Here is a 13,369-nt window from a genome sequence, read left to right on the forward strand (position 1 = left end):
GACCTGCCCATCTGACGCCGTCTCCACCAAGCCCATGCCACAAACCACGGCCCACACCATTGCCATTGCCCAGGTCCTGCAGATCGTGCAGGGCGTGCAGCGCAATGGCATGGATGTGCCAGCCATCCTGCGCCGCGCCGGCATTGCGCCGGCCCTGCTGGAGGCGCCGCTGTCGCGCGTGACCCAGGCGCAGTACGCGGCGCTGATCCGCGTGCTGCGCCGCGTTTGCCGCGACGAGTTGTGGGGTCTGTGCCGCCATCCGCTGCCCGTGGGCAGTTTTGCCCAGGCCTGCCGCACCATGCTGCCCTGCCGCACGCTGGGCGAGGCATTGCAGGCCGGGCTGCGTTTCTACCGCCTGGTGCTGCGCGACTTCGCTCCCCGGCTGCAGGTGGTGGATGGCGTGGCCCGCATCGCCATGGTGTCGCTGCGCGAGCGTGATGCGCCGCTGGCCTATGCCGAGCGTTCCTTTTGCTTTCTGGGCTATGGCGTCATGTCCTGGCTGGTGTCGCGCAGGATTGAGCTGACGGGCGTGTGTGCGCCGGCCGAAGCCAGCATGCCGTATGGCACGGAGGCGCAGCGCCTGTTCCTGGCGCCGCTGCAGCGTGACCGCGACTTCACGGGGCTGGAGTTCGATGCGCGCTGGCTGGAGTTGCCCGTGGTGCAGACCCCGGAGAGCCTGGCCGAATTCCTGGACCAGGCGGCCATGGGCCTGGTGATCCGCTACCGCGACCGCACGCGCCTGGGCGAGCGCATCCGCCGCCTGCTGCGCCGCGATCTGGCGGGGGAGCTGCCTTCGCTGGAGCAGGTGGGCGCCGCGCTGTCCATGACACCGCAGACGCTGCGCCGCCGCCTGCGCGACGAAGGCCTGGGCTTCCAATCCCTCAAGGACGACCTGCGCCGCGACGCCGCCATCGAATTGCTGAACCGCCCGGATCTGACCCTGGCCGACATCGCGGCCCGCGTGGGGTTTGCGGAGGCCAGCACCTTTCACCGCGCCTTCAAGGGCTGGACCGGCCTGCCGCCGGGCGCCTACCGGCAGGCCCAGCATCGCGGCCGCTGATCTTTTTTGCCAATCATTTTGAGACGATCGGCGATTGGTGGCGGAAGGCCCGGTGGCCACACTGTCCATGGACCCTGCCACTGCGGCAGGGCACACCGCCCCGCCAACGAGGGCGGAGCACCGAAGGACAAGGAGACAAGCCATGGAATCGAGCCGACGCGGCTGCCTGCGGGCGGCGCTGGCATGCGCCGCCAGCGCCTCACTGGGTGCCGCCCTGGGAACGGCATCGCCGATCGCCTTTGCACAGCCGGCAGGCGGTGCCTATCCATCCAAGCCGCTGCGCATGGTGATTCCCTATCCGGCGGGTGGCGGCACGGACATCATCGGCCGCATCATTGCCCAGCAACTGAGCCAGGCCTGGGGCCAGCCCGTGGTGGTGGAGAACCGGCCGGGCTCCAGCGGCATCATCGGCGGCGATGTGGTGGCCAAGTCGGCGCCCGATGGCTATACGCTGCTGCTGGGGATCACGGCCATGATCCAGTCGCCGGCGCTGTACGCCAGGATGCCTTATGACGTGCTCAAGGACTTTGCCCCCGTATCGCAGGTGGCCCTGTCCTCGGACCTGTTCGTGGTGCCGCGCGACGTGCCGGCCACGACGCTGCAGGAGTTCATCGCCCTGGTCAAGGCCCATCCGGGCAAGTACAGCAACGGCAACTACGGCAACGGCACCTCCTCGCACATGCATGGCGAACTGCTGCGTGCCAGGGCCGGGCTGGATCTGGCGCTGATTCCCTACAAGGGCGCAGCGCCGCTGGTCAACGATGTGCTGGGCGGGCAGCTGTCGTCGGGCTTCATCGACGTGTCCTCGGCCAATGCGCACCTGAAGTCGGACAAGATCCGCATCCTGGCCATCACCGGCATGCAGCGCCATCCGGCGCTGCCCGAGGTCCCCACCTTTGCCGAGCTGGGGCTGGCGGGCTTCGAGGCCAATGGCTGGTTTGCCACCTTCGTGGCGGCGGGAACGCCCCGGCCCATCGTGGACAAGCTCTCGGCCGAGGTGCGGCGCATCGTGGCCTCGCCCGAACTCAGCGGCCGCCTGGCGGCCATGGGGTTGCGTCCGGTGGGCGGCACGCCCGAGGAGCTGTCAGCGGCCATGGCGCGCGACCTGCCGCGCTGGGCGCGCATCGTCAAGGATGCGGGAATCAGGCTGGAGTAGCCGGCACTGCTCGTGCCCGTGCCTGTGCGCCGTCTTCGCTGTCGCCAGCGCCCCGGCCCGGCGGCAGGGGCTGTGGCCAGGCAGGCTGCGGCGGCCGCAACTGCTCCAGCACGCGGCTGAGCCGCAGCACACCCAGGTCGTCAAAGCGGCGGCCCGCGATCTGCACGCCGATGGGCAACTGCCCGTCATGCCCGCAGGGCACGGACGCGGCGGGCTGCTCGGACATGTTGTAGGGCACGGTGAAGGCAATGTGCTCCAGCGGTCGCAGCGGGTCGTTGGTGGGGCTGGGCAGGTGGGCCGGGAAAGCCGTGATGGGCGCCACGGGCGACAGCACATAGTCGAAGGCCGCCGTGGCCCGCACCGTGGCCACGCGCAGCAGGTGCGATTGCTGGCTGGCCACGAACAGCTGGGTGGCGGTGATGGACCCGGCACTGTCGGCCCAGTCGCGGATGAAGGGCAGGACCACGCGGCGCTGGGCGTCCGGCAGCGACTGCATTTCCACATGCGAGCGCATGCGCCAGAAATGGTCGAGGCCGTCGAGCATGTCGCGGGTGAGCCAGGGCTGGATGATCTCGATATGGGCGCCGGCCGATTCCAGCCAGGCCGCAGCCTGCTCCACCACGGCACGCACGCGGGGCTGCAGGGGCAGGCCGCAGCCGGCATCCAGCAGCAGGCCTATGCGCAGGCCGCGCACCTGGGCAGGGTCCATGTCGAAGCCGCTCCAGGCAATGTCCTGGTGCGGCAGGCCCATGCTGTCGCGCGCATCGGGCAGCGACAGCGCCTGCATCATCAGCGCGGCATCGGCCACGCTGCGCGTCATGGGGCCGGCGCAGCGGCCGGTGTAGGGCGGGTCGATGGGCACGCGGCCCAGGCTGGGCTTGAGGCCGAAGATGCCGCACCAGCCTGCGGGCAGGCGGATGGAGCCGCCAATGTCCGTGCCCACATGCAGCGGCCCGTAGCCGGCCGCCGCAGCGGCGCCCGCGCCTGCGCTGGAGCCGCCCGGCGTCTTGTCTGGATCCCAGGGGTTGAAGGTGTTGCCGTGCAGCGAGGACAGGCCCGAGGACAGCATGCCGTAGTCGGGCATGGTGGTCTTGGCGAAGAGGATGGCGCCCGCCTCGCGCAGGCGCGCAGCGGGCGGGGCATCTAGCGGGGCCGCGACCTGCGGCATGGCGGCCGTGCCCACGGGCGTGGGGTCGCCGCGCGTGGCGATGTTGTCCTTGACCGTGGCGGGGACGCCGTCAAGCAGGCCTGCCGGCTCGCCGCGCAGCCAGCGGGCCTCGCTGGCGCGTGCCTGGGCCAGTGCGGCCTCGGGGCGCAGCAGGTAGGTGGCGCCCAGGGCCGGCTCCCAGCGCTGCACATGGGCCAGCAGGTCTTGCATGACCTCGACGGGCGAGAGGCTGCGCTCCCGGTAGGCGCGCAGCAGCGCATGGGCGGGTAGGTCGTGCAGAGCCTGTGTCGTTCCAGTCATCGCGGCTTCCTTGAGGATGGCGGTTCCAGCGGCAGATCTGCCGCAGTGTGGACCGGGGCCACCGGCGCGCCTGTCGCCTGTGGCTCAGCCGGTGCGCGGTTCAGGTGGCCCAGGACAGTGCCGAGAGATCGTTGACGAAGATGGGCATGTCCTTCCACAGTCCGCGCAGGTTCTTGTTGGCCACGGTGACCCATTGCGGCGTGTAGAGGAAGGCGTGCACGCAATCCTGGGCCAGCAGGCGCTGCGCATCGCCCAGCAGGCGCGAGCGGTCGGCGGGGCGCGAGGCGTTCTTGATCTTGTCGTACAGCTCGTTGAACTGGGCGGACTCGTAGCCCCAGTAGTAGTCGGGCTTGGCGAAGTTGCCCAGGTCGAAGGGCTCGACATGGGAGATCAGCGTCAGGTCGTAGTTCTTGAGGGTGTAGGTGCCTGACAGCCACTGCGCCCATTCGACGTTCTGCAGCTTGGCGCGGATGCCGATCTTGGCCAGCTGCGCGGCAATCACCTCGCCGCCCTGGCGCGCGTAGGGCGTGGGCGGCAGGGTCATGGTCAGCTCCAGCGGGGTCTTGACGCCGGCCTCGGCCAGCAGCGCCTTGGCCTTTTCCACGTCGAAGGGGTTGATGCCCGTGGTGTCCACATAGCCAAAGGCCGTGGGCACGTAGTAGCTGCCGATGGGCAGGCCGTAGCCGTCGCCCGCGCCGTCGATCACGGCCTTGCGGTCGATGGCCGCGGCAATGGCGCGGCGCACGCGCGCGTCGCCCAGGGGCTTGCGTGCGTTGTTCATGGCCAGGATGGTCTTGGCACGCGAGCCGCTGACCACGACCTGGAAGCGCCCGTTGGCCTTGAACTGGGCCACGCTGCGCGGCGTCACGCGCGGGAAGGCATCGACGTCGCCAGCCAGCAGCGCAGCGACCTGGGCCGCGGGGTCGGAGATGAAGCGAAAGCTGGCGCGGCGAATGCGCAGGCCGGAGGCCATGCGGTGCTGCGGCCAAGCCGTGAGCGTGACCGAGGCGCCCTTGCTCCAGTTGCCCAACTGGTAGGGGCCCGTGCCCACGGGGCGCGTGGCGTTGGTGGCCGCGCTCTTGGGCTCGACGATGATGGAAGTCGCCTGGCCGAGCACGAAGAGGAAGTCGGGATCGATGTCCTTGTTGATCACGACCACGGTGTGGTCGTCCACCACGCGCGTGGACAGGGAGGCGAAGGTCCGCTTGTCCTTGTTGGTGCTCTTGTCGTCGCCCGCCCGGTCGAAGGAATACTTCACGCTGTGGGCGTTGCAGGGCTCGCCGTTCTGAAAACTCACGCCCTTGCGCAGGCGGAAGGTGTAGGTCTTGAGGTCGGGCGAGACCTCCCAGCTCTCGGCCAGCAGCGGCGAGACGCTGCCGTCCGGGTTGATCTTGGTCAGCGTCTCGAACAGGTTGTAGAGCACGATCTCGCCGATGGACGATGCGGCCCCGGCCGTGGGGTCCAGCCCCGGGGGCTCCAGCGTCATCGCCAGCGTGATGCTGTCCTTGCGGCTCTGGGCCAGCGCAGGCCAGGGCATCAGCAGGGGCAGGCCGGCAGCAGCGGAGCTGGCCAGCAGGGAACGGCGGTTGAACATGAACAGGTCTCCGGAAATTCTTGCAGATGGTTCTCGGGCCGCTGTCTGCGGCCTGCAGCAGTGTTTTTACACCACGGCGCACGGGTGCGTGGCCCTGGGGGCCTGGTCCGCGCGGGCGGCCGTCAGCTTTCAGGCCCGGTGCTGCAGGGCGATGCGCGGCACGGCCCGGACCAGGGCCTGCGTATACGGGTGCTGCGGGGCGTGGAACAGCTGCTGCGGCGCTCCGCGCTCGACGATGCGGCCCTCGCTCAGCACGATGGCGTCGTCGCACAGGTGCTGGACCACGGCCAGGTCGTGGCTGATGAACAGATAGGACAGGCCCAGCTGCTGCTGCAGATCGTGCAGCAGGTTCAGCACCTGGGCCTGCACCGAGACGTCCAGCGCGCTCACGGGCTCATCGGCCACGATGAGGCGGGGCCGTGTGATCAATGCCCGCGCAATGGCGATGCGCTGGCGCTGGCCGCCCGAGAACTCGTGCGGGTACTTGTCCAGATCCTGCGCACGCAGCCCGACCTGTTCCAGCGTGGCGCGGGCCAGGTCGCGCCGGGCGCTGCGTTCGGGCGACGCAGGCTGGGCGAGCAGGGGTTCGCAGACGATGTGCTCCACCGTCATGCGCGGGTCCAGCGAGCCGTAGGGGTCCTGGAACACCATCTGGAAGTCGCGGCGTGCCGTCCGCAGTGCCTGGCGGTCCAACTTGTGCAGATCCTGGCCCAGCAGCCGCACGCTGCCGGCGCTGGGCGTGTCCAGCGCCATGACCAGGCGTGCCAGCGTGGACTTGCCTGAGCCCGACTCGCCCACCACGCCCAGGCTGCGCCCCGCCGTCAGCGTGAAATCCACGCCGCGCAGCGCATGCACCTGCTCCGGCGCGCGCCACAGCGACCGGCGCGGCAGCTGGTAGCTGCGGGTCAGACCTGTCACTTGCAGCAGGGGTGCATCGGCAGCCGGTAGCGTCTGGACCGGTGGCGTCTGGAGGGGGTGCCCTGTCATGCGCATTCCTGTGCAGGCAGGCCCTGTGCAATGGCCTCGGGGCGCAGGCAGCGCACCACATGCGGCTGTGCCCAGGCCTGCAGGGATGCGGGCGTGGGCCGCTGCGGGCGCTCCAGTACCACGGGGCGCGGGCGCTTGCTGTGGCAGGCCGGCTCGGTGAAGCTGCAGCGGCCCGCGAAGGCGCAGCCGGCCGGCAGGTCCACCAGCTCGGGCACGGTGCCGGCAATGGTGGGCAGCCGGGCCGGCGGCAGGCTGCCGGGGGCGGACAGGTCCAACTGGGGCCTGGCCGCGAACAGGCCGCGCGTATAGGGATGGGCGCGGCGCGCGAAGATGGCCTCGGTCATGCCGCTTTCGACCACACTGCCGCCGTACATGACCAGCAACTGCTCCACGTTCTGCGCGATCACGCCCAGGTCGTGCGAGATCAGCAGCAGGGCCATGGAATGCTCGGCCACCAGTTCCTGCAGCAGGTCCAGGATTTGCTGCTGAACGGTCACGTCCAGCGCCGTCGTGGGTTCGTCGGCAATCAGCAGGTCGGGCCCGCAGGCCAGGGCCATGGCGATGGTGATGCGCTGGCGCTGGCCGCCCGAGAACTGGTGCGGATAGTCGTCATAGCGCTGGGCCGCACGGGCAATGCCCACGCGCTCCAGCAGCGCCACTGCATGCGCGCGCGCGGCCTGGCGGCCCAGGCGCAGGTGATGGCGCAGCGGCTCGGCCACCTGGCGGCCGATGCCGTGCACAGGGTTCAACGCCGTCATCGGCTCCTGGAACACCATGGCCATGCGGTTGCCGCGCAGGCGGCACAGCGCGTTCTCGTCCATGTCCAGCAGCTCCTTGCCGTTGAGCTGGATGCTGCCGTCCACCTGCGCATGCTCTGGCAGCAGGCCCATCAGCGCCAGGGCGGTCAGCGACTTGCCGCAGCCCGACTCGCCGATCAGGCCCAGCGTGGCGCCGCGCTCCAGGATGAACTCCAGGTTCTGCACTGCGCGCGCGCGGCCGCGCGGGGTCTGCAAGGTGATGGTGAGGCCGGAGACTTCGAGCAGGGGCATGGGCGCGTGCCTTCCTCAGCGCTGGCGCGACAGGCGCGGGTCGAGCAGATCGCGCAGCCCGTCGCCCAGCAGATTGAGCCCGAGCACCGACAGCGCAATGGCCAGGCCCGGCCACACGGCCAGCAGCGGTGCCTGGAACATGAGGGTCTGCGCCTCGCTGAGCATGCGGCCCCAGGAGGCCTGGGGCGGCTGCGTGCCCAGGCCCAGATAGGACAGGGCGGCCTCGGCCAGAATGGCCAGCGCGAACTGGATGGTGGCCTGCACCACCAGCACCGGCAGGATGTTGGGCAGCACATGGCGCCAGGTGATGCTGGCGCGGCCATGGCCGCAGGCGCGTGCGGCCAGCACGTATTCGCGCGCCCACACGGCCTTGGCCGATGCCCGCGTGATGCGCGCGAAGGTGGGAATGTTGAAGATGCCGATGGCAATGATGGCGTTGACGATGCCCGCGCCGAACACGGCCGTGAGCATGATGGCCGACAGCAGCGCGGGAAAGGCAAAGCTGAAATCGGCCAGCCGCATGATGGCCTCTTCCACCCAGCCCCTGCAGGCTGCCGCGACCAGGCCCAGCGCCACGCCCATCGACAGCCCGATGCCCACGGCAATCACGCCGACCAGGATGGAGCTGCGCGCGCCCAGGAACAGCAGCGAGGCCACGTCCCGCCCATAGGCGTCGGTGCCCAGCCAGTGCAGGGCGCCCGGTGCAGCCAGCTTGGCGTCCATGTCCATGTCGTAGGCAGAGCCCGGCGTCCACCAGAAAGACAGCAGGGCCGTGAGCAGCAGCAGCGCGGTCAGCACCGCTCCCAGCAGGAAGCTGCGGTGGCCCAGCATGCGCCGGCCCGCTCCGGCGGGCGCGCCCAGGGTGACGGCCCGCGTGGGCCGGTGGCCCGCTGGCGAGGTGGAGGGCGGGGGCGAAGGAGGGCTGTGCGGCTGGCTCATACGTCGCTGGCTTCGATGCGCGGATCAATGGCCGCGTACAGCACGTCCACGATGAAGTTGATGACCACCACCATGGCCGCCAGCAGCAGCACGCAGTTGCGCACCACGATCAGGTCGCGGTTGGCGATGGACTGGAAGATCAGCCGGCCCAGGCCCGGCAGGTAGAACACGTTCTCCACCACGATGGTGCCTGCCAGCAACTGGGCGAACTGCAGGCCCATGACCGTGAGCACGGGAATCATGGCGTTGCGCAGCACATGGCCCCAGAGCACGGCGCGGCGCGACAGGCCCTTGGCGCGGGCCGTGCGCACGAAGTCCTCGCGGAGCACCTCCAGCACGGCCGAGCGCGTGATGCGCGCCAGGATGGCCGCTTGCACCACGGCCAGCGAGATGGCCGGCAGCAGCAGCGCCTGCAGTGCCTGCAGCGGGCCGCCGCCGTCGGCCTCGCTCCAGCCGGGGAAGCCGCCGGCGGAAAACCATTGCAGCTTCACCGAGAACACCAGGATCAGCAGGATGGCAAACCAGAAATTGGGGATGGCGATGCCGACCTGTGCCAGGCCCATGATGCCCAGGTCGCCCCAGCGGTTGTGGCGCGAGGCGGCATAGATGCCGGCGGCCAGTGCCAGCACGGTCGTGATGAGCATGGCCATCACGGCCAGCGGCACGGTGACGGCCAGCCGCTCCAGCACCAGCTCGCTGACCGGCGTGCTGTAGGCGTAGCTCAGTCCCATGTCGCCGTGCAGCAGCCCCTGCAGCCACTGCAGGTAGCGCTGCCAGGCCGGCTGGTCCAGCCCCAGTTGCACGGCCAGCGCCTGCACCGCCTCGGGCGCGGCATCGGGGCCCATCAGCGTCTGGGCGGCATTGCCGGGCAGCACCTCCAGCACGCCGAAAACCACGGCCGATGCGCCCAGCAGCGTGGCTGCCAGCATCAGCAGGCGCTTGAGCAGAAAGATGCTCATGGGCAATCGGCCTCGGCAGGGTGGGTGGCGGTCACGTCGGCGGAGTAGGTGGATTGTTCTTGGAAGGGCCCGAATGGTACTGCGCACGGCCCATGCGCGCAGCATAGCGGCCTTTGAAGCGGCAGGGCCCCGGTGGACGGGGACGCGGCCATCGATTTCAGGGCGCCGGGCTTGCCCGTGCAGCCTCCATGCTTATGTGGCGGACAGGATAATGGCGGCATGACTGATGCCACCTTGCTGCAAGGCCCGTTCGGGGCGCATGGGCCCGCCCGGCCCGGAGCGTGGCTGGCACTTGCGAGGGACCTGCCATGGCTTTGATGATCACCGACGAATGCATCAACTGCGATGTCTGCGAGCCCGAGTGCCCGAACGATGCGATCTCCATGGGCGAGGAGTACTACGAGATCGAGCACAGCAAGTGCACGGAATGCGTGGGCCATTTCGATGAGCCCCAATGCGTGCAGATCTGCCCGGTGGCCTGCATTCCCGTGAATCCCGCCCATGTGGAAGACCGCGAGACGCTGATGCAGAAGTACCTGCGTCTGCAGTCCCAGGCTCCCGCTTCTTCCTGAACGTTCAGCCCTTGTCGCTCTCGGCCGTGGCCGGGCGTGCGGGCTTGGGGCGCGGCGGCTTGGTGGTGTGGATCAGCAAGGTTGCCTTGTCCATGTTGCCGGCCTGCAGTTCGGGCCAGGCCTTGAGGGAGTGGGCGATGCTGTCCTCGATCAGCTGGCGCTGGTCGGGTGCAGGCTTCTTGAGCACCCAGTTGGCGACTTCGGCCTTGTGGCCCGGATGGCCTATGCCGATGCGCAGCCGCCAGTAGTCGGCCGAGCCCAGCTGGGCATGGATATCGCGCAGGCCGTTGTGGCCACCGTGGCTGCCGCCGCGCTTGAGCTTGACCTGGCCGGGCTCGAAGTCCAGTTCGTCATGGACCACCAGGACTTCCTCGGGCTGAATCTTGAAGAAGCGCGCCAGCGCACCCACCGACTTGCCCGACAGGTTCATGAAGGTCTGCGGCTGCAGCAGCCAGACGTTCTCGCCGCGCACGCTGGCACGGGCCATGAGGCCGAAGTAGCTGCGCTCGGGCACCAGATGGACCTTGAGTTCGCGCGCCAGCGCATCAATCCACCAAAAGCCCGCGTTGTGGCGGGTGTCCTCATACTCCGGCCCGGGGTTGCCCAGGCCGACAAACAATTTGATCATCGGGCGATTATCTCCATGGCGGCCGCAGCCGGCGGGCGAGGGTGCTCCCCCATGCAAAAGGCCCACGCGAGGTGGGCCTTTTGCAGGTTTGCGGCAGCCGGGGCCACCGCAAGGGAAAGCCAAGAATTACTTCTTGCCCTTCTTGGCCGGAGCGGCCGGGGCTGCCACGGGAGCTGCCGATGCATCAGGAGCCACTTCGGGCAGCTTGATGGAGATCAGGGCGGGGTTCTTGTTGGAACCGCGCACCACGGCCTTCACGCCGTTGGGCAGCTTGACGCCTTGCAGGCCCAGGGTGGACTTGGAAGTCAGGCCGCTCAGGTCCACGGTGATGAACTCGGGCAGTTGGGCGGGCATGCACACCACGTCCAGTTCATGGACCAGGGGAGTGATCGTGCAGTTCTCGACCTTGACGGCCTGGGACTGTTCCATGCCTTCGAAGTGCAGCGGCACCTTCAGGTGAACCTTGGTCTTGTCGTCAACGCGCTGGAAGTCCACGTGCAGGATGAGCTGCTTGTAGGGGTGGAATTGCACGTCGCGCAGCACGACCTTGGAGGTCTGGCCGTTGACTTCCATGTCCAGGATGCTGGAGTGGAACACTTCCTTCTTCAGGGCGTGCCACAGGGCGTTGTGATCGATTTCGATCAGTTGGGCTTCGGCAGCACCGCCGTAGACGATGCCAGGGGCCTTGCCCGAATTGCGCAGACGGCGGCTCGCACCCGTACCTTGCTTGGCGCGCTCAAAAGCGACGAATTGCATAACTAACTCCTAGATGGATGGACCGCGACCAGCCTCATCCGTTGATAAAAGAACGCCCGTCCGATGCGGACCAGGCTGCTCTTGCGGTGTCCCGGGATGGTCCTGAAACCACTCCGGAACGCGCAAACCTCCCGAAGGAGGTTTGCTGGGTTCCGACCACAGGGGCCGATATTTTATTCAGAGAACAGGCTCAGCACCGAATCACCGGTGGAAATCCGCTGGATCGTCTGGGCAATCAGGGGTGCCACGGACAGTTGGCGGATCTTGCCGCAGGCCTGTGCCTCGGCGCTCAGGGGAATGGTGTTGGTCACCACGACCTCGTCCAGGGCGTTGCCGTTGCCGATGCGCTCGATGGCCGGACCCGAGAAGATCGGGTGCGTGCAGTAGGCATAGACACTCTTGGCGCCGCGCTGCTTGAGCACTTCGGCCGCCTTCACCAGCGTGCCGGCGGTGTCGATCATGTCATCCATGATCACGCAGTTGCGGCCGTCGATGTCGCCGATGACATGCATGACTTCGGAGACATTCGCCTTGGGGCGGCGCTTGTCGATGATGGCCAGGTCGCAGCCGAGCTGCTTGGCCAGCGCACGTGCGCGGACCACGCCACCGACGTCAGGGGAGACGACGATCAGGTCTTCGTAGTTCTTCTGGCGCAGATCGCCCAGCAGCACCGGCGTGGCATAGATGTTGTCCACGGGGATGTCGAAGAAGCCCTGGATCTGGTCTGCGTGCAGGTCCATGGTCAGGACGCGCTCGACGCCCACTGCCTGCAGCATGTTGGCCACGACCTTGGCCGTGATCGGCACGCGGGTGGAGCGCGGGCGGCGGTCCTGGCGGGCGTAGCCGAAGTAGGGAATCACCGCGCAGATGCGCTCGGCCGATGCACGCTTGAGCGCGTCCACCATGACCAGCAGTTCCATCAGGTTGTCGTTGGTCGGTGCGCAGGTGGATTGCACGACGAAGACGTCGCGCGTACGCACGTTCTGCTTGATCTCGACGGCGACTTCTCCATCGGAGAAGCGACCCACGTCGGCTGCGCCCAGCGTGGTGCCGAGGTGCTGAACGATTTCAGTGGCCATGCCAGGATTGGCATTGCCGGTGAAGACCATGATGTCAGGATGATGTGAATGCATTGAGCGCCCCAGTACGATGGGTTTGCCTTGACGCGAAAGACGTTTGGCAGGGGAGGAAGGACTCGAACCCTCGCATGCCGGAATCAAAATCCGGTGCCTTTACCAACTTGGCGACTCCCCTACACAGGCCTTCTGCCGCAGGCAGACAGCCTATAAACTTTCATCTTTCAGCCAATCCTTGAGAGGATGGGCCTGCAGATTGCTGCAAACTCTGACGTTCCAGGCGCCAGGGGCATCCTTTAAGTCAATCGTTTGCGTCAGTGGTGCAAATACTGCACTTCCTGAGCCCGTCATTCTAGCATGCAGTTTTAGTGAGTTTAGCCAATCGATGGCTTTTTTCACTTCAGGCTGCAGCCTTTCGGCGACAGGCTGCAAGTCGTTTTGGCCAAAGCCATAGTGATCTGCAGCAAAGTCTTCGATTGTAGCATGGGCATGATCGCGCTTGAGGGTTGCGTCGCGGAAGATGGACAGGGTCTCCAGCCCCGCCTCGGGCTTGACCACCACGAACCGCTGAGGCGGCAGGGCATTGGCCTGTTCCAGCGGCGTGATGCGCTCGCCTATGCCTTCCACCCAGGCGGAGTTGCCGCACAGAAAGAAGGGCACATCGGCGCCCAGGTCCAGTGCAATGCGCTGCAGCTCGCGCCGCGTCAGGTTCAACTGCCACAGGCGGTTCAGTGCGATCAGGGTCGATGCCGCATCCGACGAGCCCCCGCCCATCCCGGCCTGCGCCGGCAGGCGCTTTTCCACGCCGATGTGCACGCCCGCGCTGCAGCCGGTCGCCTGCTGCAGAGCCCGTGCGGCCCGCACGATGAGATCGTCGGCAGGAAGTGCCATGCCCGACAGGTCCTCGCGGCTGATCTGGCCGTCGCCACGCCTGTCGAAATGCAGCGTGTCATGCCAGTCCAGCAGCATGAAGACCGATTGCAGCAGGTGATAGCCATCGGCGCGGCGGCCGGTGATGTGGAGGAACAGGTTGAGCTTGGCCGGAGCCGGCACGTCGTGGAGCGAGCGCATGGGCTGGAGAAGATGAGGAAAAAGAGGCAGGGCAGGGGCGGCAGGTATGGAGCA

At 67.8% G+C, this 13,369-nt stretch carries 13 protein-coding genes and 1 tRNA gene; 3 read left to right on the forward strand and 11 right to left on the reverse strand.

Annotation, left to right across the window (positions count from 1 at the left end):
• Nucleotides 1-34: 34 nt before the first annotated feature.
• Together DELCS14_RS05835 and DELCS14_RS05840 are read left to right on the forward strand one after the other, a co-directional pair.
• The gene (locus DELCS14_RS05835) at nucleotides 35-1,060 is read left to right on the forward strand and encodes an AraC family transcriptional regulator (RefSeq protein WP_013800851.1); all 1,026 of its coding nucleotides are present in this window, start codon (nucleotides 35-37) and stop codon (nucleotides 1,058-1,060) included.
• Between the two features lie 142 nt (nucleotides 1,061-1,202).
• Nucleotides 1,203-2,216, forward strand: a complete 1,014-nt coding sequence (locus DELCS14_RS05840; RefSeq protein ID WP_013800852.1) for a tripartite tricarboxylate transporter substrate binding protein — start codon at nucleotides 1,203-1,205, stop codon at nucleotides 2,214-2,216.
• On the opposite strand, the gene DELCS14_RS05845 is transcribed toward DELCS14_RS05840, so the two are convergent.
• From DELCS14_RS05845 to DELCS14_RS05870, 6 genes are all read right to left on the reverse strand, one after another.
• The gene (locus tag DELCS14_RS05845) at nucleotides 2,203-3,684 is read right to left on the reverse strand and encodes an amidase (RefSeq protein ID WP_013800853.1); all 1,482 of its coding nucleotides are present in this window, start codon (nucleotides 3,682-3,684) and stop codon (nucleotides 2,203-2,205) included. The genes DELCS14_RS05840 and DELCS14_RS05845 overlap by 14 nt on opposite strands.
• Before the next feature lie 100 nt (nucleotides 3,685-3,784).
• Nucleotides 3,785-5,278 carry an ABC transporter substrate-binding protein gene (locus DELCS14_RS05850; RefSeq protein WP_013800854.1) on the reverse strand — a complete coding sequence of 498 codons (1,494 nt, stop codon included), beginning with the start codon at nucleotides 5,276-5,278 and terminating at the stop codon, nucleotides 3,785-3,787.
• 129 nt (nucleotides 5,279-5,407) lie between these two features.
• Nucleotides 5,408-6,265 (reverse strand): ATP-binding cassette domain-containing protein, encoded by an 858-nt coding sequence (locus DELCS14_RS05855; protein WP_013800855.1) that lies wholly within the window; start codon nucleotides 6,263-6,265, stop codon nucleotides 5,408-5,410.
• Nucleotides 6,262-7,314 (reverse strand): ABC transporter ATP-binding protein, encoded by a 1,053-nt coding sequence (locus tag DELCS14_RS05860; protein ID WP_013800856.1) that lies wholly within the window; start codon nucleotides 7,312-7,314, stop codon nucleotides 6,262-6,264. Before DELCS14_RS05860 ends, DELCS14_RS05855 begins: the two co-directional genes overlap by 4 nt.
• Nucleotides 7,315-7,329: 15 nt before the next feature.
• On the reverse strand, nucleotides 7,330-8,253 hold the full coding sequence (locus tag DELCS14_RS05865) for an ABC transporter permease (protein ID WP_012207236.1): 924 nt from the start codon (nucleotides 8,251-8,253) through the stop codon (nucleotides 7,330-7,332).
• Nucleotides 8,250-9,212, reverse strand: a complete 963-nt coding sequence (locus DELCS14_RS05870; protein WP_013800857.1) for an ABC transporter permease — start codon at nucleotides 9,210-9,212, stop codon at nucleotides 8,250-8,252. The genes DELCS14_RS05865 and DELCS14_RS05870 overlap by 4 nt, the downstream gene beginning before the upstream one ends.
• Nucleotides 9,213-9,520: 308 nt before the next feature.
• Between DELCS14_RS05870 and DELCS14_RS05875 the strand changes: the two genes are divergently transcribed.
• Entirely contained in the window at nucleotides 9,521-9,784 is a 264-nt protein-coding gene (locus DELCS14_RS05875; protein WP_012207234.1) for a YfhL family 4Fe-4S dicluster ferredoxin, read from the forward strand.
• A gap of 4 nt (nucleotides 9,785-9,788) precedes the next feature.
• On the opposite strand, the gene pth is transcribed toward DELCS14_RS05875, so the two are convergent.
• The 5 genes from pth to ispE form a co-directional block, all read right to left on the reverse strand.
• Complete coding sequence (gene pth, locus DELCS14_RS05880; RefSeq protein ID WP_013800858.1) at nucleotides 9,789-10,412, reverse strand: aminoacyl-tRNA hydrolase; 624 nt, start codon at nucleotides 10,410-10,412, stop codon at nucleotides 9,789-9,791.
• Between the two features lie 126 nt (nucleotides 10,413-10,538).
• Nucleotides 10,539-11,168, reverse strand: a complete 630-nt coding sequence (locus tag DELCS14_RS05885) for a 50S ribosomal protein L25/general stress protein Ctc (RefSeq protein ID WP_013800859.1) — start codon at nucleotides 11,166-11,168, stop codon at nucleotides 10,539-10,541.
• A gap of 173 nt (nucleotides 11,169-11,341) precedes the next feature.
• On the reverse strand, nucleotides 11,342-12,301 hold the full coding sequence (locus DELCS14_RS05890) for a ribose-phosphate pyrophosphokinase (RefSeq protein ID WP_012207231.1): 960 nt from the start codon (nucleotides 12,299-12,301) through the stop codon (nucleotides 11,342-11,344).
• A gap of 44 nt (nucleotides 12,302-12,345) precedes the next feature.
• A tRNA-Gln gene (locus DELCS14_RS05895) sits at nucleotides 12,346-12,422 on the reverse strand.
• A 29-nt stretch (nucleotides 12,423-12,451) separates the two neighbouring features.
• Nucleotides 12,452-13,315 carry a 4-(cytidine 5'-diphospho)-2-C-methyl-D-erythritol kinase gene (gene ispE, locus DELCS14_RS05900; protein WP_013800860.1) on the reverse strand — a complete coding sequence of 288 codons (864 nt, stop codon included), beginning with the start codon at nucleotides 13,313-13,315 and terminating at the stop codon, nucleotides 12,452-12,454.
• Between the last annotated feature and the right edge of the window lie 54 nt (nucleotides 13,316-13,369).

It is taken from the genome of Delftia sp. Cs1-4 (assembly GCF_000214395.1).
GTDB classification, from domain to species: Bacteria; Pseudomonadota; Gammaproteobacteria; order Burkholderiales; family Burkholderiaceae_C; genus Comamonas; species Comamonas acidovorans.

Bases quoted from the DNA above. Each gene is read 5' to 3' on its own strand.
- pth (WP_013800858.1), bottom strand. From the start codon at position 10,412: ATGATCAAATTGTTTGTCGGCCTGGGCAACCCCGGGCCGGAGTATGAG.
- DELCS14_RS05860 (WP_013800856.1), bottom strand. From the start codon at position 7,314: ATGCCCCTGCTCGAAGTCTCCGGCCTCACCATCACCTTGCAGACCCCG.
- DELCS14_RS05870 (WP_013800857.1), bottom strand. From the start codon at position 9,212: ATGAGCATCTTTCTGCTCAAGCGCCTGCTGATGCTGGCAGCCACGCTG.
- DELCS14_RS05835 (WP_013800851.1), top strand. From the start codon at position 35: ATGCCACAAACCACGGCCCACACCATTGCCATTGCCCAGGTCCTGCAG.
- DELCS14_RS05840 (WP_013800852.1), top strand. From the start codon at position 1,203: ATGGAATCGAGCCGACGCGGCTGCCTGCGGGCGGCGCTGGCATGCGCC.
- DELCS14_RS05850 (WP_013800854.1), bottom strand. From the start codon at position 5,278: ATGTTCAACCGCCGTTCCCTGCTGGCCAGCTCCGCTGCTGCCGGCCTG.
- DELCS14_RS05875 (WP_012207234.1), top strand. From the start codon at position 9,521: ATGGCTTTGATGATCACCGACGAATGCATCAACTGCGATGTCTGCGAG.
- DELCS14_RS05865 (WP_012207236.1), bottom strand. From the start codon at position 8,253: ATGAGCCAGCCGCACAGCCCTCCTTCGCCCCCGCCCTCCACCTCGCCA.
- ispE (WP_013800860.1), bottom strand. From the start codon at position 13,315: ATGCGCTCGCTCCACGACGTGCCGGCTCCGGCCAAGCTCAACCTGTTC.
- DELCS14_RS05845 (WP_013800853.1), bottom strand. From the start codon at position 3,684: ATGACTGGAACGACACAGGCTCTGCACGACCTACCCGCCCATGCGCTG.
- DELCS14_RS05885 (WP_013800859.1), bottom strand. From the start codon at position 11,168: ATGCAATTCGTCGCTTTTGAGCGCGCCAAGCAAGGTACGGGTGCGAGC.
- DELCS14_RS05855 (WP_013800855.1), bottom strand. From the start codon at position 6,265: ATGACAGGGCACCCCCTCCAGACGCCACCGGTCCAGACGCTACCGGCT.
- DELCS14_RS05890 (WP_012207231.1), bottom strand. From the start codon at position 12,301: ATGCATTCACATCATCCTGACATCATGGTCTTCACCGGCAATGCCAAT.